At 61.7% G+C, this 24,584-nt stretch carries 19 protein-coding genes; 6 read left to right on the top strand and 13 right to left on the bottom strand.

Annotated elements, in window-relative coordinates; genetic code table 11:
- Positions 1–61: 61 nt before the first annotated feature.
- The 8 genes from U873_RS0113995 to U873_RS0113960 all read right to left on the bottom strand — a co-directional run bounded on the left by U873_RS0113995 (position 62) and on the right by U873_RS0113960 (position 9,246).
- Positions 62–1,081, bottom strand: coding sequence for a hypothetical protein (locus tag U873_RS0113995; RefSeq protein WP_025128848.1), 1,020 nt, complete (start codon positions 1,079–1,081; stop codon positions 62–64).
- 49 nt (positions 1,082–1,130) lie between these two features.
- Positions 1,131–1,655: a DUF6586 family protein gene (locus U873_RS0113990; protein ID WP_025128847.1), complete on the bottom strand. Its 525-nt coding sequence runs from the start codon at positions 1,653–1,655 to the stop codon at positions 1,131–1,133.
- A 160-nt stretch (positions 1,656–1,815) separates the two neighbouring features.
- Positions 1,816–4,434, bottom strand: a complete 2,619-nt coding sequence (gene topA / locus U873_RS0113985) for a type I DNA topoisomerase (protein ID WP_025128846.1) — start codon at positions 4,432–4,434, stop codon at positions 1,816–1,818.
- Positions 4,435–4,548: 114 nt separating this feature from the next.
- A complete protein-coding gene (locus tag U873_RS0113980) occupies positions 4,549–4,785 on the bottom strand; it encodes a DUF1653 domain-containing protein (RefSeq protein ID WP_019093731.1) in 237 nt (78 codons plus the stop codon).
- 99 nt (positions 4,786–4,884) lie between these two features.
- Positions 4,885–6,060: an acetyl-CoA C-acyltransferase FadA gene (gene fadA / locus U873_RS0113975; RefSeq protein ID WP_025128845.1), complete on the bottom strand. Its 1,176-nt coding sequence runs from the start codon at positions 6,058–6,060 to the stop codon at positions 4,885–4,887.
- A 30-nt stretch (positions 6,061–6,090) separates the two neighbouring features.
- Complete coding sequence (gene fadB / locus U873_RS0113970; protein WP_025128844.1) at positions 6,091–8,238, bottom strand: fatty acid oxidation complex subunit alpha FadB; 2,148 nt, start codon at positions 8,236–8,238, stop codon at positions 6,091–6,093.
- A gap of 362 nt (positions 8,239–8,600) precedes the next feature.
- Positions 8,601–8,804, bottom strand: coding sequence for a hypothetical protein (locus U873_RS0113965; RefSeq protein WP_025128843.1), 204 nt, complete (start codon positions 8,802–8,804; stop codon positions 8,601–8,603).
- 4 nt (positions 8,805–8,808) lie between these two features.
- Complete coding sequence (locus tag U873_RS0113960) at positions 8,809–9,246, bottom strand: hypothetical protein (protein WP_025128842.1); 438 nt, start codon at positions 9,244–9,246, stop codon at positions 8,809–8,811.
- Positions 9,247–9,347: 101 nt separating this feature from the next.
- On the opposite strand from U873_RS0113960, the gene U873_RS0113955 reads away from it, so the two are divergent.
- A complete protein-coding gene (locus tag U873_RS0113955; protein WP_025128841.1) occupies positions 9,348–9,785 on the top strand; it encodes a universal stress protein in 438 nt (145 codons plus the stop codon).
- A gap of 87 nt (positions 9,786–9,872) precedes the next feature.
- Here the strand turns inward: U873_RS0113955 and U873_RS0113950 are convergent, their stop codons facing one another.
- Positions 9,873–11,792 (bottom strand): ATP-binding cassette domain-containing protein, encoded by a 1,920-nt coding sequence (locus U873_RS0113950; RefSeq protein ID WP_025128840.1) that lies wholly within the window; start codon positions 11,790–11,792, stop codon positions 9,873–9,875.
- Positions 11,793–12,005: 213 nt separating this feature from the next.
- On the opposite strand from U873_RS0113950, the gene U873_RS0113940 reads away from it, so the two are divergent.
- Positions 12,006–13,934 carry a transglycosylase SLT domain-containing protein gene (locus tag U873_RS0113940; RefSeq protein ID WP_025128839.1) on the top strand — a complete coding sequence of 643 codons (1,929 nt, stop codon included), beginning with the start codon at positions 12,006–12,008 and terminating at the stop codon, positions 13,932–13,934.
- A 227-nt stretch (positions 13,935–14,161) separates the two neighbouring features.
- On the opposite strand, the gene U873_RS0113930 is transcribed toward U873_RS0113940, so the two are convergent.
- Positions 14,162–15,937: an ABC transporter transmembrane domain-containing protein gene (locus U873_RS0113930; RefSeq protein WP_177330274.1), complete on the bottom strand. Its 1,776-nt coding sequence runs from the start codon at positions 15,935–15,937 to the stop codon at positions 14,162–14,164.
- Positions 15,938–16,196: 259 nt separating this feature from the next.
- Here U873_RS0113930 and U873_RS0113925 point away from each other — a divergent pair, with 259 nt between their 5' ends.
- Positions 16,197–16,376 carry a PA1571 family protein gene (locus U873_RS0113925; RefSeq protein ID WP_011060254.1) on the top strand — a complete coding sequence of 60 codons (180 nt, stop codon included), beginning with the start codon at positions 16,197–16,199 and terminating at the stop codon, positions 16,374–16,376.
- A gap of 75 nt (positions 16,377–16,451) precedes the next feature.
- On the opposite strand, the gene pdxB is transcribed toward U873_RS0113925, so the two are convergent.
- On the bottom strand, positions 16,452–17,594 hold the full coding sequence (pdxB, locus tag U873_RS0113920) for a 4-phosphoerythronate dehydrogenase PdxB (protein WP_025128837.1): 1,143 nt from the start codon (positions 17,592–17,594) through the stop codon (positions 16,452–16,454).
- A gap of 201 nt (positions 17,595–17,795) precedes the next feature.
- Between pdxB and U873_RS0113915 the strand changes: the two genes are divergently transcribed.
- Positions 17,796–19,205: an MATE family efflux transporter gene (locus U873_RS0113915; RefSeq protein ID WP_025128836.1), complete on the top strand. Its 1,410-nt coding sequence runs from the start codon at positions 17,796–17,798 to the stop codon at positions 19,203–19,205.
- Here the strand turns inward: U873_RS0113915 and tusA are convergent.
- Entirely contained in the window at positions 19,202–19,453 is a 252-nt protein-coding gene (tusA, locus tag U873_RS0113910; protein ID WP_025128835.1) for a sulfurtransferase TusA, read from the bottom strand. The genes U873_RS0113915 and tusA overlap by 4 nt on opposite strands.
- A 58-nt stretch (positions 19,454–19,511) precedes the next feature.
- Positions 19,512–20,585 (bottom strand): 23S rRNA (cytidine(2498)-2'-O)-methyltransferase RlmM, encoded by a 1,074-nt coding sequence (rlmM, locus tag U873_RS0113905; protein ID WP_025128834.1) that lies wholly within the window; start codon positions 20,583–20,585, stop codon positions 19,512–19,514.
- A gap of 211 nt (positions 20,586–20,796) precedes the next feature.
- Between rlmM and acnA the strand changes: the two genes are divergently transcribed.
- Both acnA and U873_RS34360 read left to right on the top strand, forming a co-directional pair.
- On the top strand, positions 20,797–23,544 hold the full coding sequence (gene acnA, locus U873_RS0113900) for an aconitate hydratase AcnA (RefSeq protein ID WP_025128833.1): 2,748 nt from the start codon (positions 20,797–20,799) through the stop codon (positions 23,542–23,544).
- A gap of 231 nt (positions 23,545–23,775) precedes the next feature.
- Positions 23,776–24,516, top strand: coding sequence for a CPBP family intramembrane glutamic endopeptidase (locus U873_RS34360; RefSeq protein WP_256244347.1), 741 nt, complete (start codon positions 23,776–23,778; stop codon positions 24,514–24,516).
- Positions 24,517–24,584: the final 68 nt, after the last annotated feature.

Raw genomic sequence — 24,584 nt, 5'->3', positions numbered from 1 at the left:
CCGACCAAAAGGCACATCCCACTGCATAACTCCCGTCCTGGCCACGCCACCTGCCCTGCCGCTAGTGCCCCGCTCCATCAGCAGCCGCCAAGGATAATTCAGAGCCGTGCGCCTGCAAGTCCGTCAATCGATGCATCCGCTCCAAAAGCGAATACAACCCCGGCAACTCAACGCCTGCCTTGATCCGCTCACGAAAGAGCGGCAGATCGCTGAGCGATCCAGGATCGGCATAGGCCATGACCTCTGCATTATCAAAGCTCAGGCAAAGCCGGCCTTCGCCGGAGAACTCCAGGTTCACCCGGTCCAGACGCTGTGCAAGGCCCATCAGCAAGAGCTGGGTTTCCGGCGTGGCGAAGCTGTCCCAGCAGGCTTGATCGCCGCCGAGCAGTACAAAGACCTGGTTGAAATCTTCGCAAGCGATCTTGAAGCGCCGATTTTCCCAAGATCTGTCCTGGGGATTGGATAAAACCGAAATCCCCCTGACCCAGGGAAAGTCCAGCACCAGGCTGTAGCGACTGAAGGTGTCGTAGACGGTGCGATAGCTTCCGCCTGCACCACGCTCGCTTCTGGAGTTCACGTACTGCTGATGGTGATATTCAAAGACCAACGAATGCCGCACCCCATGGTAGACACCCTGTACCGACTCAAGGATATGCCGTCGCTCATTACCCCGCTGGTAATCGGCGAACTCGTTGTTCAGCCTTGTCAGGCGCCAATCGGCACTGCTGTCGACCTCGCTCAGGTCATTGCTGATCAACGCGCACTTGTGGGCAATACTTTTGGCCAGCCCCGCCAACGAACCCTTCAGCCCTTTTCTGACGTAGTAGCTGAAGAAACAGCAGGCCAAGCCCACCCAGAACAAGACGCCCATGTCGTCCATCAACAGCAGGGCTGCGAACGAGGCCAAGGCCAGCACCAGGAGCACTATCGACTGCACATGGTCAAACTCCAGCCCCCCGGGAAATGCCTCGAGCCGGTCGAGCACCTCAAGCAGATCCGCCTTGGAGCGGGCGCGACTGACCCGCACCTGACTGTCCTCCAGCAGGCGAGCCAGCGCCTGATCACGCAAAAAAAACAACATGTTCTTCCTTGATCAAATCATCGAACGCTGAATCAGTCAGCGATCAAAATCAGCATTCGTTCAAGCCATCGCGAAAACGAATCGCCAAGGCCTTGAGGTTCTGCCGCCAGCTCTCCAGCTCCTCCCGACTCAATTCCTCTTCCGGCTCCTGCTCGCCCAGATTGACCGCCACAATCAACGGCTGGGTCACGTCGCCCTTGGGCTTGTGCGGCGCACGAGGCGGCTGGAACAGCGCGCCATAGGCATACAGCAGCTGAGCCAGCCAGGTTTGCGGGCTATGGGCCAGCTCCACCAACTCCGCCAGCTCTGGAATGGCAATGCTCTCCAGCACTTCACGGTTGAGAATCAGCTCGACACGGGAAGCGTTGGCCTGAGGCAACCGATAGAACCCGGTAATCTCATGGCAAAGCCCCAGCAAGGCCCCATACAGATGAAACAGTACCGACTCGCGCCCTGCCTGAATCTGCGCCTGGGCGTTCATTGCCCGCCCCTCTTCAGCACGGGCCAGAACTTCCAGCGACAAGCCGGCAAAGTAGATTTTCTGATTGGTACGGGTATAGAGCTCGTGGGCCATATGGGCAGCCTCCAGCAGGAGAGAGAAACGAATGCGGATGGCACACAGTTTCAGGGATCGCTTCGGTTTGCCGCAAGCCAAAAGAAAGGCCGCATGAAGCCCGGAGGTTTCATGCGGCCTTGTCCAACAGCGCGCCGAGCAGCAAACCTCGGCGCCTCCATCATTTAGTGCGCTTGTCTTCGACCTTCCAACTGCCGCCGTCGTAGAAGGCACGCCAACCGGTGGGCTTGCCATCGATCTCGGTCTGCACGTACTGCTCCTTGGTCTTGCGGCTGTAGCGAACCACGGCTGGACGGCCATCCGGGTCCTTGATCGGCGCTTCGCACAGGAAGTGGTACTTCGGATCGATCTCGTCCTTGTGCGGGATCAACTCCAGCACCAGCGGCGCACGGGTCTCGCGGTTCTTCGGGAACTGGCTGGCGGCCAGGAACAGCCCAGAAGCGCCATCGCGCAGGATGTAGGTGTCGTTGACCTTCTCGCATTTGAGCTCGGGCATCTTCACCGGATCCATCTTCGGCGGGGCTGCATCACCACTTTTCAGCAGTTTACGAGTGTTCTTGCACGTGGGGTTGGTGCAACCGAAGAACTTGCCGAAACGACCGGTCTTGAGCTGCATCTCACTGCCGCACTTGTCGCACTCCAGACTCGGGCCTTCGTAGCCCTTGATCCGGTAGCTGCCTTCTTCGATCTCGTAACCGGCGCAATCCGGGTTGTTACCGCAGATGTGCAGCTTGCGCTTCTCATCCAGCAGGTAAGCATCCATCGCCGTGCTGCAGATCGGGCAACGGTGCTTGCCGCGCAGTACCAGGGACTCGGACTCGCCTTCATCGTCGGCGGCGATTTCATCGCCCGGCACCAGGTTGACGGTAGCTTTGCAACGCTCCTTGGGTGGCAGGCTGTAGCCTGAACAGCCGAGGAACACACCGGTCGATGCGGTACGGATCTGCATCGGACGACCACAGGTCTGGCACGGAATATCGGTCATCACCGGCTGGTTGGCACGCATGCCGCTTTCCGCGCTCTCGGCCACTTCGAGCTTCTTCTTGAAGTCGCCATAGAACTCGTCGAGCACGTTCTTCCAGTCGCGCTCGCCCTGGGCCACATCATCGAGGTTCTCTTCCATGCCTGCGGTGAAACCGTAGTCCATGAGGTTGGAGAAACTCTCGGAGAGGCGCTCGGTGACGATGTCACCCATTTTTTCCGAATAGAAACGCCGGTTGTGCAGGGTCACATAGCCGCGGTCCTGAATGGTCGAAATGATCGCCGCGTAGGTCGAAGGACGACCGATGCCGCGCTTTTCCATTTCCTTCACCAGGCTGGCTTCGGAGTAGCGTGCCGGCGGCTTGGTGAAGTGCTGGCTTGGATCGAGCTTGATCAGCTTCAGCACTTCGCCCTGAGCCATTTCCGGCAGGACATCGTCGTCGCCCGGCTTGGCCATCTGCGGCATGACCCGGGTGTAGCCGTCGAACTTGAGGATGCGGCCCTTGGCACGCAGCTCGAAGCCCCCAGCCGCGACGCTGACGGTGGTGGACAGGTATTGCGCCGGCAGCATCTGGCAAGCGACGAACTGGCGCCAGATCAGCTCATAGAGGCGCTCAGCGTCACGTTCCATGCCCGACAGCTTGCTTGGATGGGTATTCACATCGGACGGACGAATCGCTTCGTGCGCCTCCTGGGCCCCTTCCTTGCTGCTGTAGACGTTGGGCGAGGCCGGCAGGTACTTGTTGCCGAACTCGTCTTCGATATAAGTCCGCGCCATCGCCACGGCGTCAGCCGAGAGGTTGGTGGAGTCGGTACGCATATAGGTGATGTAGCCAGCCTCATACAGACGCTGGGCCATCATCATGGTCTTCTTCACCCCGAAGCCCAGGCGATTGCTCGCGGCCTGCTGCAGGGTGGACGTGATGAACGGCGCCGAAGGCTTGCTGCTGGTGGGCTTGTCCTCGCGCTTGGCGACGCTATAGGCCGACGCCTTGAGCTTCTCCAGGGCAGCCATGGCCTGGGCTTCGTTGAGCGGCTTGAAGGCCTCGCCGTTCTCACGAGCCACTTCAAAGCGCACATTGGCGCCCTTGGCAGTGCCGAGATCCGCGTGGATCTCCCAGTATTCTTCGGGGATGAAGGCACGAATCTCACGCTCGCGCTCCACCACCAGTTTCACCGCTACCGACTGCACGCGACCGGCAGACAGGCCGCGGGCAATCTTCGCCCACAGCAATGGCGAGACCATGTAGCCCACCACGCGGTCGAGGAAGCGCCGCGCCTGCTGCGCATTGACCCGATGAATATCCAGCTCGCCCGGCTGGGAGAAGGCTTCCTGAATCGCCTTCTTGGTGATTTCGTTGAACACCACGCGCTTGTAGCGGCTGTCATCACCGCCAATGGCTTCCCGCAGGTGCCAGGCGATGGCTTCCCCTTCGCGGTCCAAGTCCGTTGCGAGATAGATGGTGTCGGCATCCTTGGCAAGGCGGCGCAGCTCTTCGATGACCTTTTCCTTGCCAGGAAGGATTTCGTACTTGGCCTTCCAGCCGTGCTCGGGGTCGACGCCCATGCGCGACACCAGCTGCTTGCGCGCTTTTTCCTTTGGCGACAAGGCCGGGGCTTCGCCCACAGCGGCCTTGCCACGCTTGGCAGCAGGCTCTTTGGCGGCACTTGCCGAACCGCTGGTGGGCAGGTCTCGGATATGGCCGATACTCGACTTCACCACGTATTGGTTGCCCAAGTACTTGTTGATGGTCTTGGCCTTAGCCGGGGATTCCACAATGACCAGCGATTTGCCCATGGATCAGAAAATTCCTGAATTCGAGAAGTGAAAGGCGGTTGGCGCCTGACGCGGCACCGCTATATATAGTGGCAACAGGGTGAGGTCAAGCGCAGGGTACTGCGCGACCTGTACTCATGCCGGTGAAAAAAGACTGGGTTCGGCCTGCACCAAAGCAAAGCGCGGGACCTGCTCGCCGTCAACTTCGACCGACTCCAGGAACATGCTCAAGGGGCGTACCCAAAAGCCGTAATCCCCATACAGGGCTTGATAGAACACCACTTCTTCTTCCGTCTCGGAATGCCGCGCCACGCTGAAAACGCGGTACTGCGGCCCCTTGTAATGCTGATAGAGCCCGGGTTGTAACTGCATGCTCTGGCCCTCGTGCAATTTTTTTCAAAATAAAAACAAATAAATCTTCCGAAAAACAAAAACCGGGGCACTGGGCCCCGGCTTCCATCAACCCAACGCTTAAACGCGTTCGAAGACGGTCGAGATGCCCTGGCCCAGGCCGATGCACATGGTGGACACCCCAAAGGTGCCGCCATTCTGCTTCATGACGTTGAGCAAGGTCCCGGAGATACGTGCACCGGAGCAACCGAACGGGTGACCCAGGGCGATCGCGCCGCCGTGCAGGTTAACCTTCTCGTTCATCTTGTCGAGCACTTTCAGATCTTTCAGCACTGGCAGGGCCTGTGCGGCGAAAGCTTCGTTGAGCTCGAAGAAGTCGATATCGGTGATGCCGAGGCCCGCACGCTTCAGGGCTTTCTGCGTGGCCGGTACTGGACCATAGCCCATGATGGCCGGATCCACACCCGCCACCGCCATCGAACGAATCACCGCCATCGGCTGGATGCCCAGGTCCTGGGCACGCTGGGCCGACATCACGATCATGCACGAGGCACCGTCGGTGATCTGCGACGAAGTACCGGCCGTCACGGTACCACCTTTAGGGTTGAACGCCGGCTTCAGGGCCGCCAGGCTCTCCAGGGTGGTCTCGGGACGAATGGTTTCGTCGTAGTCGAACAGTTTCAGGAAACCGTTCTCGTCATAGCCCTGCATCGGGATGATTTCGTCCTTGAACTTGCCTTCCACAGTCGCCTTGTGGGCGAGCTGGTGGGAACGCACGCCAAAGGCGTCCTGCTGCTCACGGGTGATGCCGTGCATCTTGCCCAGCATCTCGGCGGTCAGGCCCATCATGCCCGAGGCTTTCGCCGCGTACAGGGACATGTGCGGGTTCGGATCGACGCCGTGCATCATGCTCACGTGGCCCATGTGCTCGACGCCGCCGACCACGAACACGTCACCGTTGCCGGTCATGATCGCTTGCGCGGCAGTGTGCAAAGCACTCATGGACGAACCACACAGGCGGCTGACGGTCTGGCCGGCCGAGGTGTGAGGGATCTGGGTCATCAGCGACGCCATGCGCGCGATGTTCCAGCCCTGCTCCAGGGTCTGGTTGACGCAGCCCCAGATCACGTCCTCGACTTCCGCCGGATCGACCTTGGCGTTGCGTTCCAGCAGTTTGCTGATCAGGTGCGCCGACATGTCTTCGGCGCGGGTGTTGCGGTGCATGCCGCCCTTGGAGCGGCCCATCGGAGTACGACCGAAGTCGACAATCACGACGTCTCTAGGATTCAAGCTCATATTCTCACTCTCGCTCTCTAGTGGGGGCGCTTAACCGAAGAAGCTCTGGCCGTTCTTGGCCATTTCACGCAGCTTCGCGGTCGGGTGGTACAGCGCGCCCAGATCGGCGTACTGGTCGGCCAGGGCAACGAATTCGGCAACACCAATGGAATCGATGTAGCGCAGCGCACCGCCACGGAATGGAGGGAAACCAATACCGTAGACCAGGCCCATGTCGGCTTCGGCAGCGGTTTCGACGATGCCGTCTTCCAGGCAGCGAACGGTTTCCAGGCACAGCGGGATCATCATCCAGTTGATGATGTCTTCGTCGGTGACTTCACGCTGCTCGTAGACGATCGGCTTGAGCACTTCCAGTACCGACGGATCGGCAACCTTCTTCTGCTTGCCTTTCTTGTCGGCCTCGTAGGCGTAGAAACCCTTGCCGTTCTTCTGGCCCAGGCGCTTGGCTTCGTAAAGCACGTCGATGGCCGAACGACGATCATCCTTCATGCGATCCGGGAAACCTTCAGCCATCACGTCGCGACCGTGGTGGCCGGTGTCGATGCCGACCACGTCCATCAGGTACGCCGGGCCCATTGGCCAGCCGAATTTTTCCATGACCTTGTCGATACGGACGAAGTCCACACCGGCGCTGACCAGCTTGGCGAAACCGCCGAAGTACGGGAACAGTACGCGGTTGACCAGGAAACCCGGGCAGTCATTGACCACGATCGGGTTCTTGCCCATTTTCTTGGCGTAGGCAACGGTGGTGGCCACGGCCAGCTCGCTGGACTTCTCACCACGGATCACTTCCACCAGCGGCATCATGTGCACCGGGTTGAAGAAGTGCATGCCGACGAAGTTTTCCGGACGCTTGAGGGCCTTGGCCAGCAGGCTGATGGAAATGGTCGAGGTGTTGGACGCCAGGATGGTGTCCTCCTTGACCTGGCCTTCCACTTCAGCCAGCACGATCTGCTTGACCTTGGGGTTCTCGACCACGGCCTCGACCACCAGGTCGACGTTGCCGAAGTCACCGTAGGACAGGGTCGGACGAATGCCGTTGAGCACCTCGGCCATCTTCGCCGCAGTCATGCGGCCCTTGTCAACGCGGCCCACCAGCAGTTTCGCGGCTTCAGCCAGACCCTGCTCGATACCGTGCTCGTTGATGTCCTTCATCAGGATCGGCGTGCCTTTGGACGCCGACTGATAGGCGATGCCGCCACCCATGATGCCGGCGCCGAGTACCGCGGCCTGCTTCACGTCCTTGGCGATTTCGTCGTAGGCCTTGGCCTTTTTCTTCAGTTCCTGATCGTTCAGGAACAGGCCGATCAGGCTTTGCGCGGCAGAGGTCTTGGCCAGTTTGACGAAGCCTGCGGCTTCCACTTCCAGAGCCTTGTCGCGACCAAAGTTGGCGGCTTTCTGGATGGTCTTGATCGCTTCGACCGGCGCCGGGTAGTTCGGGCCCGCCTGGCCGGCCACGAAACCCTTGGCGGTTTCGAACGCCATCATCTGCTCGATGGCGTTGAGCTTGAGCTTTTCCAGCTTCGGCTGGCGCTTGGCCTTGTAGTCGAACTCGCCGGAAATGGCGCGCTTGACCAGGGCCAGAGCGGCATCCTTGAGTTTATCGGGAGCAACCACAGCATCGACAGCGCCGACTTTCAGCGCGTCTTCGGCACGGTTTTCCTTGCCGGCGGCAATCCATTCGATGGCGTTATCGGCACCGATGATGCGCGGCAGGCGCACGGTACCGCCGAAGCCCGGGTAGATGCCCAGCTTGACTTCCGGCAGGCCGATCTTGGCGCTGGCAGCCATGACGCGGTAGTCCGCGGCCAGGCACATTTCCAGGCCGCCGCCCAGGGCGATGCCGTTGATTGCAGCAACGGTCGGCACGTTGAGGTCTTCGAAATCGCTGAAGATCTTGTTGGCTTCGAGGTTGCCTGCCACCAGCTCGGCATCCGGCAGCTTGAAGTTGTCGACAAACTCGGTGATGTCGGCACCGACGATGAACACGTCCTTGCCACTGCTGACGATCACGCCTTTGATCGACGCATCTGCCTTGATGGTGTCAACGGCCTGACGCAATTCGTTCAGGGTTAGACGGTTGAACTTGTTGACGGACTCACCCTTGAGGTCGAAATTCAATTCGACGATGCCACTTTCAAGAGCCTTAACCGTGATGGCTTTACCTTCGTAAATCATCAACTGATCTCCACGATATGGAAGCTGAACAGTACACGTCGGACGCTAGCTTCTGGCTTGGCACTGACGTTACCGTCGATGCTAACGCCAATCCGCCAGGCACACCCGCCAACGCGATAGTCGGGATTCTGTATAGAGTCGCCTGGGACACAAACGCTCATTTCATACGCCCGTTTGATTTGGGTACGCCACATTCAGGGAAAATCCGCCAATTGTCAATCGTGCAAAATGCTGTTTGAAACACGACTTTGCGGTCACTTCATCGCCCCTCGAACGATCAACACGACCCTGCATTTACAGCCATTCATAGGATCAATATTTAGAAAAGTCGCCCTAAATCCCCCGACAAGTCGGATCAATAGCTAACAGGACAGGGAAATATCCGAGGAAAAACCGAGGCGTTTCTGAGCCTGGACAAGGCCGAGCAAATCGCCCTCGATCGAGGGGCAGCCATTGGCGCGCCGCAGCGCAAATGAGGTGAGTGGCCCGCCAAGGCCACCCTGCTCGGCGCTGATGCCGGGGCTTTCAGACCAGGCGTCCGCGATTGCCGCGAACGCCTGCGCCATTGCTTCAGGCCAATGCCTTGAGCACTGAGGCAATATCCTGCAAAACACTGACTTCACCGCGCTCATTCCAGTACAGGGCGATCAGTTGCTTGTCCGCCTCGACCTTGAACACCCCCGCCGGCAGCGTCTCAAGATGCTTGAGCAGCACCTCATCGACACAGGGCTCACGCCACTGGTTGACCCATTGGCCCGGCGCAACCTGCCAGTAACTCCAGCAGGCCGATTGCCCGTTGCGCCGCGGCCGATGGTACTGCGGGCAAGGGTTGGGCGGCTCCTGCCCCAGCCAGTGCGGCCATTGCTGAGGCGCCAGTTGCATGGCCAATCCCATGCGTCGGGCCTCCATGCGCAAGGCAATGAGCCCGCTCTGGTGACGCGAAGGTCGCAACCAGGCCAAGGGACTCAGAACCACCGCAAGGATTGACACCACTATCCAGACCGTCATATCAGTACTCTCGATTTTTTGATGAGCGGGACCAGGGTGCAACCAACCCGCTTGAAACCAGCCATACTTGAAGCTATTGCAATCCTCAGGAGGAGCGCCTCATGTCCTACCACCATATTCTGGTCGCCGTAGATCTAACCGAAGAGTGCGATCCTGTTATCCACCGCGCTCGCGAGCTGTCTGTGAGCAATGGAGCCAAGCTGTCCCTGGTGCACATTGTCGAACCCATGGCCATGGCCTTCGGTGGCGACGTGCCGATGGACCTTTCGCAACTGCAGCAGCAACAGTTCGACCAGGCCAAGGAGCGCCTGGACCGGCTGATCAACAAATACCCGGAGCTGACCAAGGACTACAGCCACCTGACCTATGGCCAGCCACGCCAGGAGATCCATCACCTGGCCAAGGAACAGGAATGCGACCTGATCGTGGTCGGCAGCCATGGCCGTCACGGCCTCGCTCTGCTGCTGGGTTCCACCGCCAATGACGTCCTGCACGGCGCACCTTGCGACGTGCTGGCGGTGCACCTGGCCAAACGCTAAGCCCTCACCCGGCCGCTGCCAAACCGGTAACTGCTGCGAAAAAAAGCCCGACGCTGAAGTCGGGCTTTTTTATCACTCGTCAGTCACTCAGGCATCCAGCTCGGCCCAACGCTCGACCATCTGCTCCAGCTCGGCATTCAACTGCTCCAAGCGGGCGATGACCGCAGCGGTTTCAGCCGCCGGACGCTGATAGAAAGCAGCATCGGCCATTTCCGCCTCGACCCCGGCAATCTGCTGCTCCATGGCATCGATCTGCCCCGGCAGCGCCTCAAGTTCGCGCTGCAGTTTGTAGCTCAGTTTCTTCTTCGCCGGAGCCTCCTGCACGGCGGCCGGCGCTGCGGCCTGCACCGGCGCAACCACGGCGGAATTCAGTTCGGCCTTGCCGGACTTGTTCTCGGTAACCCCCAGCAGCCGCGGCGAACCGCCCTGGCGCAGCCAGTCCTGATAACCGCCCACGTACTCGCGAACCTTGCCTTCACCTTCAAACACCAGGGTGCTGGTCACTACGTTGTCGAGGAAGGCCCGGTCGTGGCTGACCATCAGCACGGTGCCCTGGAAGGTCAGCAACACTTCTTCCAGCAACTCGAGGGTTTCCACGTCGAGGTCGTTGGTCGGTTCGTCGAGGACCAGCAGGTTGGCCGGCTTGCTGAACAGCTTGGCCAGCAACAACCGTGCGCGCTCGCCGCCGGACAGGGCCTTGACCGGTGTACGGGCACGTTGCGGGCTGAACAGGAAGTCACCGAGGTAGCTCAGCACGTGACGACTCTGGCCATCGATCTCGATGAAGTCGCGACCTTCGGCCACGTTGTCGATCACGGTCTTTTCCAGGTCCAATTGGTGACGCAACTGGTCGAAGTAGGCCACGTCGATCCGCGTCCCCTCCTCCACCTTGCCACTGCTGGGCACCAGGCCGCCGAGCATCAGCTTGAGCAAAGTGGTCTTGCCGGTGCCGTTGGCGCCCAGCAGGCCGATGCGATCGCCACGCTGCAGGACCATGGAGAAGTCCTTGACCAGGAACGGGCCGTCCGGGTGCGCGAAGCTGACATTCTCCAGCACCATCACCTGCTTGCCGGACTTGTCGGCGGTTTCCAGCTGGATATTGGCCTTGCCGGTACGCTCGCGACGCTCACTGCGCTCGACACGCAGGGCCTTGAGGGCCCGCACCCGACCTTCGTTACGAGTACGCCGGGCCTTGATGCCCTGGCGGATCCACACTTCTTCCTGGGCCAGGCGCTTGTCGAACAGCGCGTTGGCGGTCTCTTCCGCCGCCAGCATGGCTTCCTTGTGCACTAGGAAGCTGGCGTAGTCGCCGTTCCAGTCGATCAGGCCGCCGCGATCCAGTTCGAGGATGCGCGTGGCCAGGTTCTGCAGGAAGGAACGGTCGTGGGTAATAAAGAGGACCGCGCCCTGGAAATCCTTCAGCGCCTCTTCCAGCCAGGCGATGGCACCGATGTCCAGGTGGTTGGTCGGTTCGTCGAGGAGCAGCAGGTCCGGCTCGGACACCAGGGCCTGAGCCAGTAGCACGCGACGACGCCAGCCACCGGACAACTCGGCGAGGGTCTTGTCGGCCGGCAGTTGCAGGCGGCTCAGGGTGCTGTCCACCAGTTGCTGCAGGCGCCAGCCGTCGCGGGCTTCGAGGTCGTGCTGAACGTGCATCAGCTTTTCCAGATCAGCGTCGGTGACGATGTTCTGGCTGAGGTGGTGATACTGGGCCAACAGCTCGCCGACGCCATCCAGGCCCTGGGCGACCACGTCGAACACGGTCCGCTCGTCGGCCACCGGCAATTCCTGGGGCAATTCGCCGATCTTCAGACCGGGTGCGCGCCATACGGAGCCGTCGTCGGGCTTTTGATCACCCTTGACCAGCTTCATCATGCTGGATTTGCCAGTACCGTTACGGCCGATGATGCACACCCGCTCACCACGGGCGATCTGCCAGGACACCTTGTCCAACAACGGCATGGCGCCGAAAGCAAGGGACACATCGCTGAATTTGAGCAGGGTCATGTTGTTCTCCAAAAACCGGGCGCGCATTCTACCTGACTTGCACCCTCAAAAGGCCGGCTATTTCGCGCCCGGCGGCCTCGACGGCACATTTGTTGCGAACTGATGCCAACGGGGCGGCAAAGCTATCACCGGTTGCTGGCAAAAGGCTAAGCTAGTGAGCAATCAGTGTCGGCCCGGTCGGCACTTGTCATGATTTTTCTGCCCGGATGTCTCATGCGCAGTCGCCTTTTCAGCTTGTTATCCTGTCTGCTTCTTTCCGCCACTGCCGCGCAATCCGTCCAGGCAGCGGACCTGACCCAGCAACGCCAATACTATGATGAGGCCAAGCGCGCCCTGGCCAAGGGCGACTCCGGCCCATATTTCCGTTACGCCGACGCCCTGCGCGACTACCCGCTGGAACCCTACCTGGCCTATGACGAGCTCACGGCCCGGCTGAAATCCGCCAGCAACCCCGAAATCGAGAAGTTCCTCGCCGCCCATGGCGACCTGCCCCAGGCCAACTGGATGAAACTGCGCTGGTTGCGCTGGCTGGCCGAACGCGGCGACTGGGCGACCTTCTCCCGGTACTACGACCCGAAACTCAACTTCACCGAGCTGGACTGCCTCAATGGCCAGTACCAGCTGGGGCACAACCTCAAGGCCGAAGGCTATGCCGCTACCGAGAAGCTCTGGCTGACCGGCAAGTCCCAGCCTGCCGCCTGCGACGCACTGTTCGCCCAATGGGCCGCCGAAGGCCAACTGACCGAGCAAAAACGCTGGCAACGGGCCAAGCTGGCGGCCGAAGCCCGCAACTACCCCTTGGCCAACAGCTTGGTAAAAAGCATGACCACCCTGGCGCCGCAAGGTCGCCTGCTGGTGGACGTGGCGCAGAAGCCCGAGCTGCTGAGCCAGCCTTCACGCTTCCAGCCTGCGGACGAAGCCATGTCCGATGTCGTCGGTCTCGGCCTGCGCCGCCTGGCTCGCCAGGATCCGGACAAGGCCATGGCATTGCTGGACGGCTATGCCAGCAGCATGCACTTCTCCCGTGACGAAAAGGTGGCGATCGCCCGCGAGATCGGCCTGACCCTGGCCCGTCGCTTCGACAGCCGCGCCCTGGACGTGATGACCAAGTACGACCCGGAGCTGCGGGACAACACCGTCTCCGAGTGGCGCCTGCGCTTGCTGCTGCGCCTGGCTCGCTGGGAGGACGCCTACCAACTGACCCGCAAGCTGCCCCAGGACCTGGCCACCACCAACCGCTGGCGCTACTGGCAGGCACGCAGCCTGGAACTGGCCGAACCGAAAAACCCTCAGGCCCTGGTGCTGTACAAAGGCCTGGCGAAGGAGCGGGACTTCTACGGCTTCCTTGCCGCGGATCACGCCAAGGCCCCCTACCAGTTGAACAACCAGCCGCTGATGTTGAGCCAGGCCGTGATCAACAAGGTCCGCAACACACCCGGAGTACGACGGGCCCTGGAGCTTCACGCTCGCGGACAGATCGTCGACGGGCGTCGCGAGTGGTATCACGTCAGCCGGCATTTCAACCGTGACGAGATGGTCGCCCAAGCCAGGCTGGCCTACGACCTTAAATGGTATTTCCCGGCGATTCGCACCATCAGCCAGGCCCAGTACTGGGACGACCTGGACATCCGCTTCCCCATGGCCCATCGCGACACCCTGGTGCGTGAAGCCAAGGTACGCGGCCTGCATTCGAGCTGGGTGTTCGCCATTACCCGCCAGGAAAGCGCCTTCATGGACGACGCCCGCTCCGGCGTCGGCGCCAGCGGCCTGATGCAACTGATGCCCGGCACCGCCAAGGAAACCGCGCGCAAGTTCAGCATTCCCCTGGCTTCCCCGCAGCAGGTGTTGGACCCGGACAAGAACATTCAACTGGGTGCTGCCTACCTGAGCCAGGTCCACGGCCAGTTCAACGGCAACCGGGTCCTCGCCTCCGCCGCGTATAACGCAGGTCCGGGACGGGTACGCCAGTGGCTCAAGGGCGCCGACCACCTGAGTTTCGATGTCTGGGTGGAGAGCATTCCCTTCGACGAGACCCGCCAGTATGTACAGAACGTCCTGTCCTACTCGGTGATCTACGGCCAGAAGCTCAACTCGCCACAACCGCTGGTGGACTGGCACGAACGTTATTTCGACGATCAATAAAAGCCGGGGCCACCCCAGCAAGCCCGCAGCGATGCGGGCTTTTTATTGGGCAAAATCCGAGCGCGGGAACTGGCGGGCCAGCGAAGAGGCCCGCGAAACATGCGCCAGGCTGACGACCGCCTTCGCCGGCAAGCCGGCTCCTACAACATGCCCGCCCCGCACATCCCCCGTAGGAGCTGGCTTGCCAGCGAAGCGGCACGCGAAACCTGCACCAGGCTGACGATCGTCTACGCCGTGGGAGTGCCGTCGTTGAATTGCAGGGCGGCCAAGCGTGCATACAAAGGATTGCTGGCGATCAATTGCTGGTGAGTACCCACTGCCACCAACTTGCCCTGGTCCATGACGGCGATCCGGTCGGCATTCTTCACCGTGGCCAGGCGATGGGCGATGACCAGGGTGGTGCGGTTCTTCATCAGGCTGGGCAACGCCTGCTGGATCAGGTGTTCACTTTGCGCATCCAGGGCACTGGTGGCTTCGTCCAGCAGCAGGATTGGCGCGTCCACCAGCAATGCCCGGGCAATGGCCAGGCGTTGCCGCTGGCCACCGGACAGCCCGAGGCCGGAGTCTCCAAGGTGAGTCTGATAGCCCTCGGGCATCTGCTCGATGAACTCATGGGCATAGGCGATCTTCGCCGCTTCCTGGACCTGGGCCAGGGTCGCATCGGGATTGCCGTAGCGAATGTTCTCTTCAATGCTGCCGTAGAACAGCGCCGGGCTTTGCGACACCAGGGCAAAACAACGGCGCAGGTCCAGCGGATCGAGCTGGGTCAGGGGAATGCCATCCAGCAAGATCCGTCCTTGCTGAGGGTCATAAAAACGCAGCAGCAGATCATAGAGGGTGGACTTGCCCGCCCCGGACGGCCCCACCAGCGCCAGGGTTTCCCCGGCCTGGATGCTCAGGCTCAAGCCGTCGACCGCGTAGCGATCAGGCCGCGACGGATAGGAGAAACGCAGGCCCTCCAGCTCCAGATCGCCATGCACCCGCGCCGGCAGGCTCACCAGCCCACTGCTGGGCGGCTGGATGATGTTATCCGCCCGCAGCAACTCGGCGATCCGCTCCGCAGCACCGGCAGCACGTTGCAGCTCACCGATCACTTCACTCAGGGTGCCGAAGGCACTGCCGACGATCAGGCTGTAGAACACGAACGCCGCCAGCTCGCCAGCGGAAATCCGTCCAGCGATCACATCCATTCCCCCGACCCAGAGCATCACTCCCATCGCTCCCAGCACTAACACGATCACCAGGGTGATCAGCCAGGCACGCTGGACGATCCGCTTGCGCGCGGTCTCGAAGGCCTCCTCCACCGTCACGGCAAAGCGCTGCTGGTCCTGGGCCTGGTGGTTGTAGGCCTGGACCGTCTTGATTTGGCCCAGGGTCTCCGCCACATAGCTGCCGACATCGGCAATCCGGTCCTGGCTCAGGCGCGACAGGCTGCGCACCCGGCGGCCAAAAATCAGGATCGGCGCCAGCACCAGCGGCAAGGCGACCACCACGATGCTGGTGAGCTTGGGGTTGGTGACGAACAGCAGGATGATGCCCCCGAGCACCATCAGCGCGTTGCGCAGGAACAGCGACAACGAAGAGCCGATCACCGACTGCAGCAAGGTGGTGTCTGCCGTCAGCCGCGACTGGATCTCTGAACTGCGGTTGTTTTCATAGAACCCCGGATGCAGGTAGATCAAGTGATTGAACACCTGGCGCCGGATATCCGCCACGCAGCGCTCGCCGATCCACGACACCAGGTAGAAACGCACGAAGGTGCCCACCGCCAACGCCAGGACCAGCAGCAGAAACAGACCAATGGACTGATTCAACAGATGGGGGGACTGGGTCATGAATCCCTGGTCCACCAGCAAGCGGATGCCCTGCCCCATGGACAGGGTAATGCCCGCCGTGACAATCAGCGCCAACAGAGCGCCCAGCGCCTGCCAGCGGTAGGGAGCGATGAAGCGGCTGGCCAGACGCAGAGCCCGACGATGACGAGAAGAGAGCATGCAGTTCATCCATTGACGCACCGGCGGTTCACCCATTTCAGCAGCGGCAACGAGATGAATTCGCAGGAACTTTGGTAAATCACAATGAGTCAGGTTGATTATGACCGCTGACACTAGAGCCTAGAGATTATCGGTCTAATCTGTGGCTGGCACTCCCCGGACATTTCTGTTGGAGTGAAGCAACCGGGCCAGTCCCAGCGGCGGTCTGTAACAGCTTGGTCACCCGGCCATTCTAAAGTATGCACACAACCTGATGAGGAGACAGGCCATGTCCTTGCAACACAGCAGCAATGACAAGATTCAAGTGATCCGTACCCAGCCGAACCAGTCTCTGGGGTGTGCCATCATCGACGCCCAGGGTCGCGAAGTACCGATTACTGAAGACATGATCCAGAACGCCTGCCGCGAACTGGAAAAGCGACTGGTCAAGCCTGCTCGGCAAGATTGACAGACAGCCTCACGTCCTCTTGACCCGGCCTTGCGGCCGGGTTTTTTATCGGCGCTCGCCAGTGCACGAACAGTTTCAGACTTCCCGCGCGCCCAGGGCCCGGACAATTTGGCTCAGGGCTGCTGATTCGCCCTGAATTCGCACCTCCAGGCCATCGACCTCGCGTCGCTCCGGGTAATGCTTGCGCAGGCTGTCGAAGGCGCTGCGCTGCTGGGCCACATCCTGGGACAGGCTGCGGCGGAAATCCGCATCGTCGCGGCGCGGGTCGTACACCGCTCGGCAGAGCATCGCCAGAGCCCAGGCCGGGTCCGCATTGGCATTCAGGCTGACCTGGGGCACCCAGGGTGCAGGCAGCAGGCTTGCCAGACTGACCTGTTCGGCCTGGCCGAGGAAACGGCAGTAAGCCTGGTAGATCTGCGCCGTGCCACGCTGCTTGCCATCCAGGCTGTAGCCGGCGATATGCGGCGTGGCCAGCACGCAGAGCTCTGCCAGTTCACTGTCCACGGTCGGCTCTTCTTCCCAGACATCCAGCACCGCCTGCAGGTCTTCGCGCTGCAGCAGCACTTCACGCAGCGCCTGGTTGTCCACCACCGGGCCTCGGGCGGCGTTGATCAGCCAGGTGCCATGCTTGAGTTGCTGCAGGCGCTGCCGGTCCAGCAGGTGCCAGGTGGAATGGTCGCCGTGCCGGGTCAGGGGCGTGTGCAGACTGATGACATCGCAGCGCTCGATCAACTGCTCCAGGCTGACGTAATCACCACCTTCTGTCGCTTGGCGCTGCGGATCGCAGACCAACACTGTCCAGCCCAGGGCTCGCAGCACCGTGATCAGGCGGCCACCGACTTCACCAGCCCCCACCACGCCATAGCAACGCCGAGTCAGGTCTACCCCTTCGATCTCGGCCAGGGTCAGCAGGCTGCCCAGTACGTAGTCCACTACCCCCCGGGCATTGCAACCCGGCGCACTGGACCAGGAAATGCCAGCCTGCTGAAAGTACTCCAGATCCAGGTGGTCAGTGCCGATGGTGCAGGTGCCGACGAAGCGCACCGGGCTGCCCTCAAGCAATTGGCGATCAACCTGGGTCACCGAGCGCACCAGCAGTACATCCGCCTGCTCCACGGTCGCCCGATCGATGGCGCGCCCGGGGAAACGCCGGATCTCGCCGAAACCGGCAAAGAACTCTTCGATCAGGGGAATATTTTCGTCGGCAACAATCAACATGGCAGGCTCCTCTTGCGGAGCCGCAGTGTAGGCGCAGATGACAGGCCGGGCCAGCATGGCTTGCCCCAGAACCCGCCTTTACAGGCCGCCTGCAGTCCTTGGCGGGTTTTACAAATCCACAACACTGAGTTTTTCCTGACCACAGTGTCAACGCGTAGACTGTCGCACCCTGTGCAACACCACCTATGGACGCTTTGCCCCGTGAATTCCCTGATCGACTCTACCGCCGCCACCTCCCCCAGCCGCCCTGCCCGGGTCGGTCGCGAATTGCGCGACCTGCTGGTACTGGCCCTGCCCATCATGATTGCCCAGGTGGCCACCACTGCCATGGGCTTTGTCGACGCGGTGATGGCCGGCCGGGTCAGTCCGCGGGACTTGGCCGCCGTGGCCCTGGGCAACTCGATCTGGATCCCGGTGTTCCTGCTGATGACCGGCACCCTGCTGGCCACCACACCGAAAGTGGCGCAGCGCTATGGCGCGGGCAAGCTGCATGAGATCGGCCCGGTGGTACGACAGGCACTGTGGCTGGCACTGGTGGTCGGTCTGCTGGCCACCCTGATTCTGATCAGCGCCGAGCCGATACTGCACCTGATGAACGTCGATCCCGAACTGATCAAGCCGTGCATGGGCTATCTGCAGGGCATCGCCAGCGGCCTGCCGGCGGTAGCGCTGTACTACGTGCTGCGCTGCTTCAGCGACGGCCTGGGGCGCACCGTGCCAAGCATGATCATCGGCCTGTGCGGCCTGGCCCTGAACATCCCCATCAACTACATCTTCATCTACGGCCACTTCGGCGTGCCTGCCATGGGCGGCGTGGGCTGCGGCTGGGCCACGGCCATCGTGATGTGGGCCATGATGCTGGGCATGGCCGGCTGGGCGTTCTGGGCGCCGGGGTATCGCCAGATCGCGCTGTTCAGCCGCTTCGACTGGCCGCAATGGGCGGTGATCAAGCGCCTGCTGAGCATCGGCCTGCCCATTGGCATCGCAGTGTTTGCCGAGTCGAGCATCTTCGCGGTGATTGCCTTGCTGATTGGCAGCCTGGGCGCCACCGTCGTGGCCGGGCACCAGATCGCCCTCAACTTCAGCGCCCTGATGTTCATGATTCCCTACTCCCTGGCCATGGCCGTGACGGTGCGGGTCGGCCACGCCCTGGGCCGCCAGCAACCCCGTGAAGCACGCTTCAGTGCCGGCGTCGGCATGGCCACGGCACTAGCGTACGCCTGCCTCTCGGCGAGCCTGATGTACCTGCTGCGCGAGCCCATCGCGTCGATCTACACCACCGATCCGATGGTGATCCAGGTGGCATCGATGCTGATCGTGTATGCGGCGCTGTTCCAGTTTTCCGATGGCATCCAGGTCACCGCTGCCGGCGCGCTACGGGGCTACCAGGACACCAGGATGACCATGATCCTGACCCTGTTCGCATACTGGGGAATTGGCTTGCCGGTGGGCTATAGCTTGGGCCTGACCGACTGGTTCGGCCCGGCACGGGGGCCAAGCGGCCTGTGGGAAGGCCTGATTGTCGGCTTGAGTTGCGCGGCGCTGATGCTGTCGATCCGCCTGACCCGCAGTGCGCGCAAGCAGATCCGCATCAGCCGCGCAGCGGGTTAGTCGAGCTTCTTGCGAATCCAGTAGAGGTAGGTGCCGGCCTCTTCCTGCTGCTCGACCAGCTCATGGTCGAGGAACACGCAGAACTTGGGAATGTCGCGGCGGGTGGAGGGATCGGTGGCGATCACCTTCAACAGCCCGCCCGGCGGCAGGTCGCGGATATGCTGGTGCAACATCATCACCGGCTCGGGGCAATTGAGGCCGGTGGCGTCGAGGGTGCCGTCAACCGGCGTATCGATGATTTGACTCATGACTCACTCCTGAAACAGGCCGGCATTGTCGCGCAATGCCGGTTTTGTGGCGAGGGGATCAGCGCGAGCGGACCGGCTTGAGGTCCAGGCGTCGCAGGTGGCAGGTCACCTCCTCGCGATCGTGATACAGCTGCTTGCAGCCGATGGCGACGCGAATGCCCCGGGACCTGAAGCCCTCTTCGATCCGCTCCAGCAAGCGCGTTACTTCGGCGTAACGCTGCTTCATCGGCAACTTCAGGTTGACCACCGCCTCGCGGCAATGCCCTTCGCCAATCCAGGTTTCCAGCAGCGCCGCGTTGCGCGCCGGCTTTTCGACGATGTCGCAGACCATCCAGTCCACCGGCTGCCTCGGCTTGTAGGTAAAGCCATCCGCCATCAGGTGCTGTACCAGGCCCGTGTCCATCAGGCTCTCGGCCATCGGCCCATTATCGATAGCGGTCACCAGCATGCCGCGATTGACCAGTTGCCAGGTCCAGCCTCCCGGCGCAGCGCCCAGGTCGACCCCGGTCATGTCGCTGTGCAGGCGTTCGTCCCACTGGTCCCGGGGAATGAAGTGGTGCCAGGCTTCTTCCAGCTTCAAGGTCGAGCGGCTCGGTGCTTCCCGAGGGAACTTCAACCGCGGGATCCCCATCGGCCACATTGCCGAGTTACCGGCATCAGCCAAACCGACAAAGACCTCACGCCCGCTCTTGAAGGTCAGCAGCAAGCGCGGCTTGGTGGCATCCTCCACCAGCTTGCCCGCCGCCGTAAGCGCCTTGCGCAACGGGCCTTCGAATTTCTTGCAGAAGTTCGAGAGCTCCTTGCCGTCATTGGTATCCACCACCTCCAGCCACAGGCTGCCGCACTGCGGGAAGTTGGCCAGGTAGGCCAGGATCACACTGATGCGGTCGGTTTCCGGCAAATCGATGAAGCCGCCTCTGGCCCACTGCCGGGGAAAGATCAAGTCGGAGAAACGCAAGCCCTGCATCAGCCGCCGGGCACCATCGTCCTCGGTGCAGATGAACTCGGCGCAGGCGGTGCTGGGTTTGGCCTTGGCGTAGCCGGCGACATTCAGCCGCGCCGCGTGATCGGCGATTTCCGAGCAGACTTCGCCCTCGAAACCGGGCCGGCAATGGATAAACAGGGTGTTCATGGAATCTCCTGGGCAACTGGCGATGAATCGATGCGCAAACCTGCCCTGTAGCAAAGCCTGTCACGAAAACCGGCGCATGATAGCCGAGTTAGGAACCTTGGATGAGGCCTAAGAGTCCAATCCGATTAGCTGCAAGCGCCAAACAGAGCTAGGTTAATGCTCTGTCCGTACCGTAAGGCCCGTAGCCGTGCGGGCCAAAAGGAGTCATTCAATGCCATCCCTTGATAGCCTGAAAACCCTTAAAGCCTTAAAAGTCGACGACAAGACTTACCACTATTTCAGCCTGCCAGAGGCCGCCAAGAGTCTCGGCGATATTGATCGCCTGCCCATGTCGCTGAAGGTCCTGCTGGAAAACCTGCTGCGCTGGGAAGACGACAAGACTGTCACCGGCGCCGACCTCAAGGCCCTCGCTGCCTGGCTCAAGGAGCGACGCTCCGATCGCGAAATCCAATACCGCCCCGCCCGGGTCCTGATGCAGGACTTCACCGGTGTTCCCGCGGTGGTCGACCTCGCCGCAATGCGCGCGGCGATGGCCAAGGCCGGAGGCGATCCCCAGCGGATCAATCCGCTGTCTCCGGTGGACCTGGTGATCGACCACTCGGTGATGGTGGACAAGTTCGCCAGCCAGAGCGCCTTCGAGCAGAACGTCGACATCGAGATGCAGCGCAACGGAGAACGCTATGCCTTCCTGCGCTGGGGGCAGAACGCCTTCGACAACTTCAGCGTAGTTCCGCCAGGTACCGGCATCTGCCACCAGGTCAACCTGGAGTACCTGGGACGCACCGTCTGGACCAAGGAAGAGGATGGCCGTACCTACGCCTTCCCCGACACCCTGGTGGGCACCGACTCCCACACCACCATGATCAACGGCCTGGGTGTTCTGGGCTGGGGCGTCGGCGGGATCGAGGCCGAAGCGGCCATGCTCGGCCAGCCGGTGTCGATGCTGATTCCGGAAGTCATTGGCTTCAAGCTCAGTGGCAAGCTCAAGGAAGGCATCACCGCCACCGACCTGGTGCTGACAGTGACGCAGATGCTGCGCAAGAAAGGCGTGGTGGGCAAGTTCGTCGAGTTCTACGGTGACGGCCTGGCGGAACTGCCCCTGGCAGACCGTGCCACCATCGCCAACATGGCCCCGGAGTACGGCGCAACCTGCGGTTTCTTCCCCGTGGATGACGTGACCCTGGGCTACCTGCGCCTGTCTGGCCGCTCCGCCGAACAGGTGCAACTGGTGGAGGCCTACAGCAAGGCGCAGGGCATGTGGCGCCTGCCCGGCAAAGAACCGCTGTTCACCGACAGCCTGGCCCTCGACCTGGGCAGCGTCGAAGCCAGCCTGGCCGGCCCCAAGCGCCCGCAGGACCGAGTATCGCTGCCAGACATTGCCCAGGCCTTCGATGACTTTGTCGAGCTGCAGTTCAAGTCGGCAAGCAAGATCAAGGAGCTCGCCCGCCTGGAAAGCGAAGGCGGTGGCGGGGTTGCCGTGGGCAACGCCGACCTGGTGGGAGAAACCGACTACGCCCACGACGGCCAGACCCAACGCCTGAAAAACGGCGCGGTGGTGATCGCCGCCATCACCTCTTGCACCAATACCTCCAATCCCAGCGTGATGATGGCGGCCGGACTGCTGGCGAAAAAAGCCGTGGAAAAAGGCCTGAAGCGCAAACCCTGGGTGAAAAGCTCCCTGGCCCCCGGCTCCAAGGTGGTGACCGACTACTACAAGGCAGCCGGCCTGACGCCCTACCTCGACGAACTGGGCTTCAACCTGGTGGGTTATGGCTGCACCACCTGCATCGGCAACTCCGGCCCCTTGCTCGAACCAATCGAGAAAGCCATCCAGCAAGCCGACCTGACCGTGGCTTCGGTGCTGTCCGGCAACCGCAACTTCGAAGGCCGGGTGCATCCGCTGGTGAAGACCAACTGGCTGGCATCGCCGCCGCTGGTGGTCGCCTACGCCCTGGCGGGCACCGTACGCATCGACATCAGCAGTGAACCATTGGGCGACGGCAAGGATGGCAAGCCGGTGTACCTGCGCGATATCTGGCCCAGCAGCAAGGAGGTCGCCGAGGCGGTGGCCCAGGTCAGCACGGGCATGTTCCACAAGGAATACGCCGAGGTATTTGCCGGTGATGAACAGTGGCAAGCCATCGAGGTGCCGCAAGCGGCCACCTATGTCTGGCAGGACGACTCCACCTACATCCAGCACCCGCCGTTCTTCGACGAGATTGCCGGGCCACTGCCACAGATCAAGGACGTCAGTGGCGCGCGGATCCTGGCGCTGCTGGGCGACTCGGTGACCACCGACCACATCTCCCCCGCTGGCAACATCAAGGCCGACAGCCCGGCCGGTCGCTACCTGCGGGAAAAAGGCGTGGAACCTCGGGACTTCAACTCCTATGGCTCACGCCGCGGCAACCACGAAGTGATGATGCGCGGCACCTTTGCCAACATCCGCATTCGCAACGAGATGCTGGGCGGCGAGGAAGGCGGGAATACCCTCTACATCCCAACCGGTGAAAAGCTGGCGATCTATGACGCCGCCATGCGCTACCAGGCCGCAGGCACCCCTCTGGTGGTGATCGCCGGCCAGGAATACGGCACCGGTTCCAGCCGCGACTGGGCCGCCAAGGGCACCAACCTGCTGGGGGTCAAGGCGGTGATCGCCGAGAGCTTCGAGCGCATCCACCGCTCCAACCTGGTGGGCATGGGCGTTCTGCCCTTGCAGTTCAAGCTCGATCAGAACCGCAAGAGCCTGAAACTCAGCGGTCGGGAAACCCTGGACATCCTCGGCCTGAGCGATGTGGAACTGACCCCACGGATGAACCTGACCCTGGTGATCACCCGCGAAGACGGCCATCAGGAGAAGGTCGACGTGTTGTGCCGCATCGACACCCTCAACGAAGTCGAGTACTTCAAGTCCGGCGGGATCCTGCACTACGTGCTGCGACAACTGATCGCATCCTGATCCCGAGCAACACCAGACACCGCCTTCGGGCGGTGTTTGCGTTGGGCTGCCGCTAAAGGCTCAGGTGGTTATACTGCCCTGCGCCGAACCTGACTGATCGGTCACACCGACAGAAAGACTACAGATCCGGCGCGGAGCAACGTCTCTGCAATACCCATTCTTCTGCAACAAGGATTCCACATGACCGCTTTGCCATGGATGTATCTGGCACTCCTTTCCATTGGCTAAGCACTGGCCCTGAGCTACGGGCAACTGGGACTGCTGGCCGCCCTTTCGATATTCCTGCTGCTATGCGCCGGATTCGCCGTACGCCAGCAACGCAGCCGCATCGGCCAATACCTGGGCCACGGCCTGTTCGTGATCATTGCCCTGGGCCTGGCCATGCACTGGCTGCCTGGTTTTTTCAATGGCCGCGCCATCGACCCGCAACGCCTCACCGACGACGCGGTGCCCTTCTCCATGTACTTCAATCAGGACAAGCCGTTGATCGGCTTCTGGCTGTTGCTGGCCTGCCCCTGGATCGTCGGGCGCAGCTCCTGGCGCCTGTCGCTGTATTCGACGTTCCTGGCTCTTGCCCTGTGCGCCATCGCCGCATTGGGTGGCGCGCTGTTGTTGGGCATCATTAGCTGGGCGCCAAAATGGCCGGACCAGGCCTGGCTGTGGGTGCTGAACAATCTGTTGCTGGTGACCCTGGTGGAGGAAGCGCTATTTCGCGGCTACATCCAGGGCGGTTTGAGCCGACGTTTCAAGGCCCTGCCCCAAGGCCAGAACCTGGCCCTGCTGTGTGCAGCCCTGCTGTTTGGCCTGGCGCACCTGGGAGCCGGATGGCAATGGGTGCTACTAGCGACCATCGCCGGTGTCGGCTACGGTCTGGCCTATCGTTTTGGCGGCCTCGCCGCAGCGGTGGCCACCCACTTCGGCCTGAACCTGCTGCACTTCGGGCTCTTCACCTATCCGATGCTTGCCGGCTAGCCCCCTTGGCTGCGGACAAACCGCCAGAACCGGTACTTTCGAACAATTGACTGCCAAGGAAGAAAGTC

The sequence above is a fragment of the Pseudomonas sp. PH1b genome (assembly GCF_000633395.1).
GTDB lineage: Bacteria > Pseudomonadota > Gammaproteobacteria > Pseudomonadales > Pseudomonadaceae > Aquipseudomonas.
The sequence above is the reverse complement of the archived record's forward strand: the minus strand, read 5'-3'. Positions and strand labels throughout refer to the sequence as shown.

Coding starts and splice junctions, on each gene's coding strand:
- U873_RS0113995 (WP_025128848.1), bottom strand. CDS start 1,081: ATGTTGTTTTTTTTGCGTGATCAGGCGCTGGCTCGCCTGCTGGAGGAC.
- U873_RS0113990 (WP_025128847.1), bottom strand. CDS start 1,655: ATGGCCCACGAGCTCTATACCCGTACCAATCAGAAAATCTACTTTGCC.
- topA (WP_025128846.1), bottom strand. CDS start 4,434: ATGGGCAAATCGCTGGTCATTGTGGAATCCCCGGCTAAGGCCAAGACC.
- U873_RS0113980 (WP_019093731.1), bottom strand. CDS start 4,785: ATGCAGTTACAACCCGGGCTCTATCAGCATTACAAGGGGCCGCAGTAC.
- fadA (WP_025128845.1), bottom strand. CDS start 6,060: ATGAGCTTGAATCCTAGAGACGTCGTGATTGTCGACTTCGGTCGTACT.
- fadB (WP_025128844.1), bottom strand. CDS start 8,238: ATGATTTACGAAGGTAAAGCCATCACGGTTAAGGCTCTTGAAAGTGGC.
- U873_RS0113965 (WP_025128843.1), bottom strand. CDS start 8,804: ATGGCGCAGGCGTTCGCGGCAATCGCGGACGCCTGGTCTGAAAGCCCC.
- U873_RS0113960 (WP_025128842.1), bottom strand. CDS start 9,246: ATGACGGTCTGGATAGTGGTGTCAATCCTTGCGGTGGTTCTGAGTCCC.
- U873_RS0113955 (WP_025128841.1), top strand. CDS start 9,348: ATGTCCTACCACCATATTCTGGTCGCCGTAGATCTAACCGAAGAGTGC.
- U873_RS0113950 (WP_025128840.1), bottom strand. CDS start 11,792: ATGACCCTGCTCAAATTCAGCGATGTGTCCCTTGCTTTCGGCGCCATG.
- U873_RS0113940 (WP_025128839.1), top strand. CDS start 12,006: ATGCGCAGTCGCCTTTTCAGCTTGTTATCCTGTCTGCTTCTTTCCGCC.
- U873_RS0113930 (WP_177330274.1), bottom strand. CDS start 15,937: ATGAACTGCATGCTCTCTTCTCGTCATCGTCGGGCTCTGCGTCTGGCC.
- U873_RS0113925 (WP_011060254.1), top strand. CDS start 16,197: ATGTCCTTGCAACACAGCAGCAATGACAAGATTCAAGTGATCCGTACC.
- pdxB (WP_025128837.1), bottom strand. CDS start 17,594: ATGTTGATTGTTGCCGACGAAAATATTCCCCTGATCGAAGAGTTCTTT.
- tusA (WP_025128835.1), bottom strand. CDS start 19,453: ATGAGTCAAATCATCGATACGCCGGTTGACGGCACCCTCGACGCCACC.
- rlmM (WP_025128834.1), bottom strand. CDS start 20,585: ATGAACACCCTGTTTATCCATTGCCGGCCCGGTTTCGAGGGCGAAGTC.
- acnA (WP_025128833.1), top strand. CDS start 20,797: ATGCCATCCCTTGATAGCCTGAAAACCCTTAAAGCCTTAAAAGTCGAC.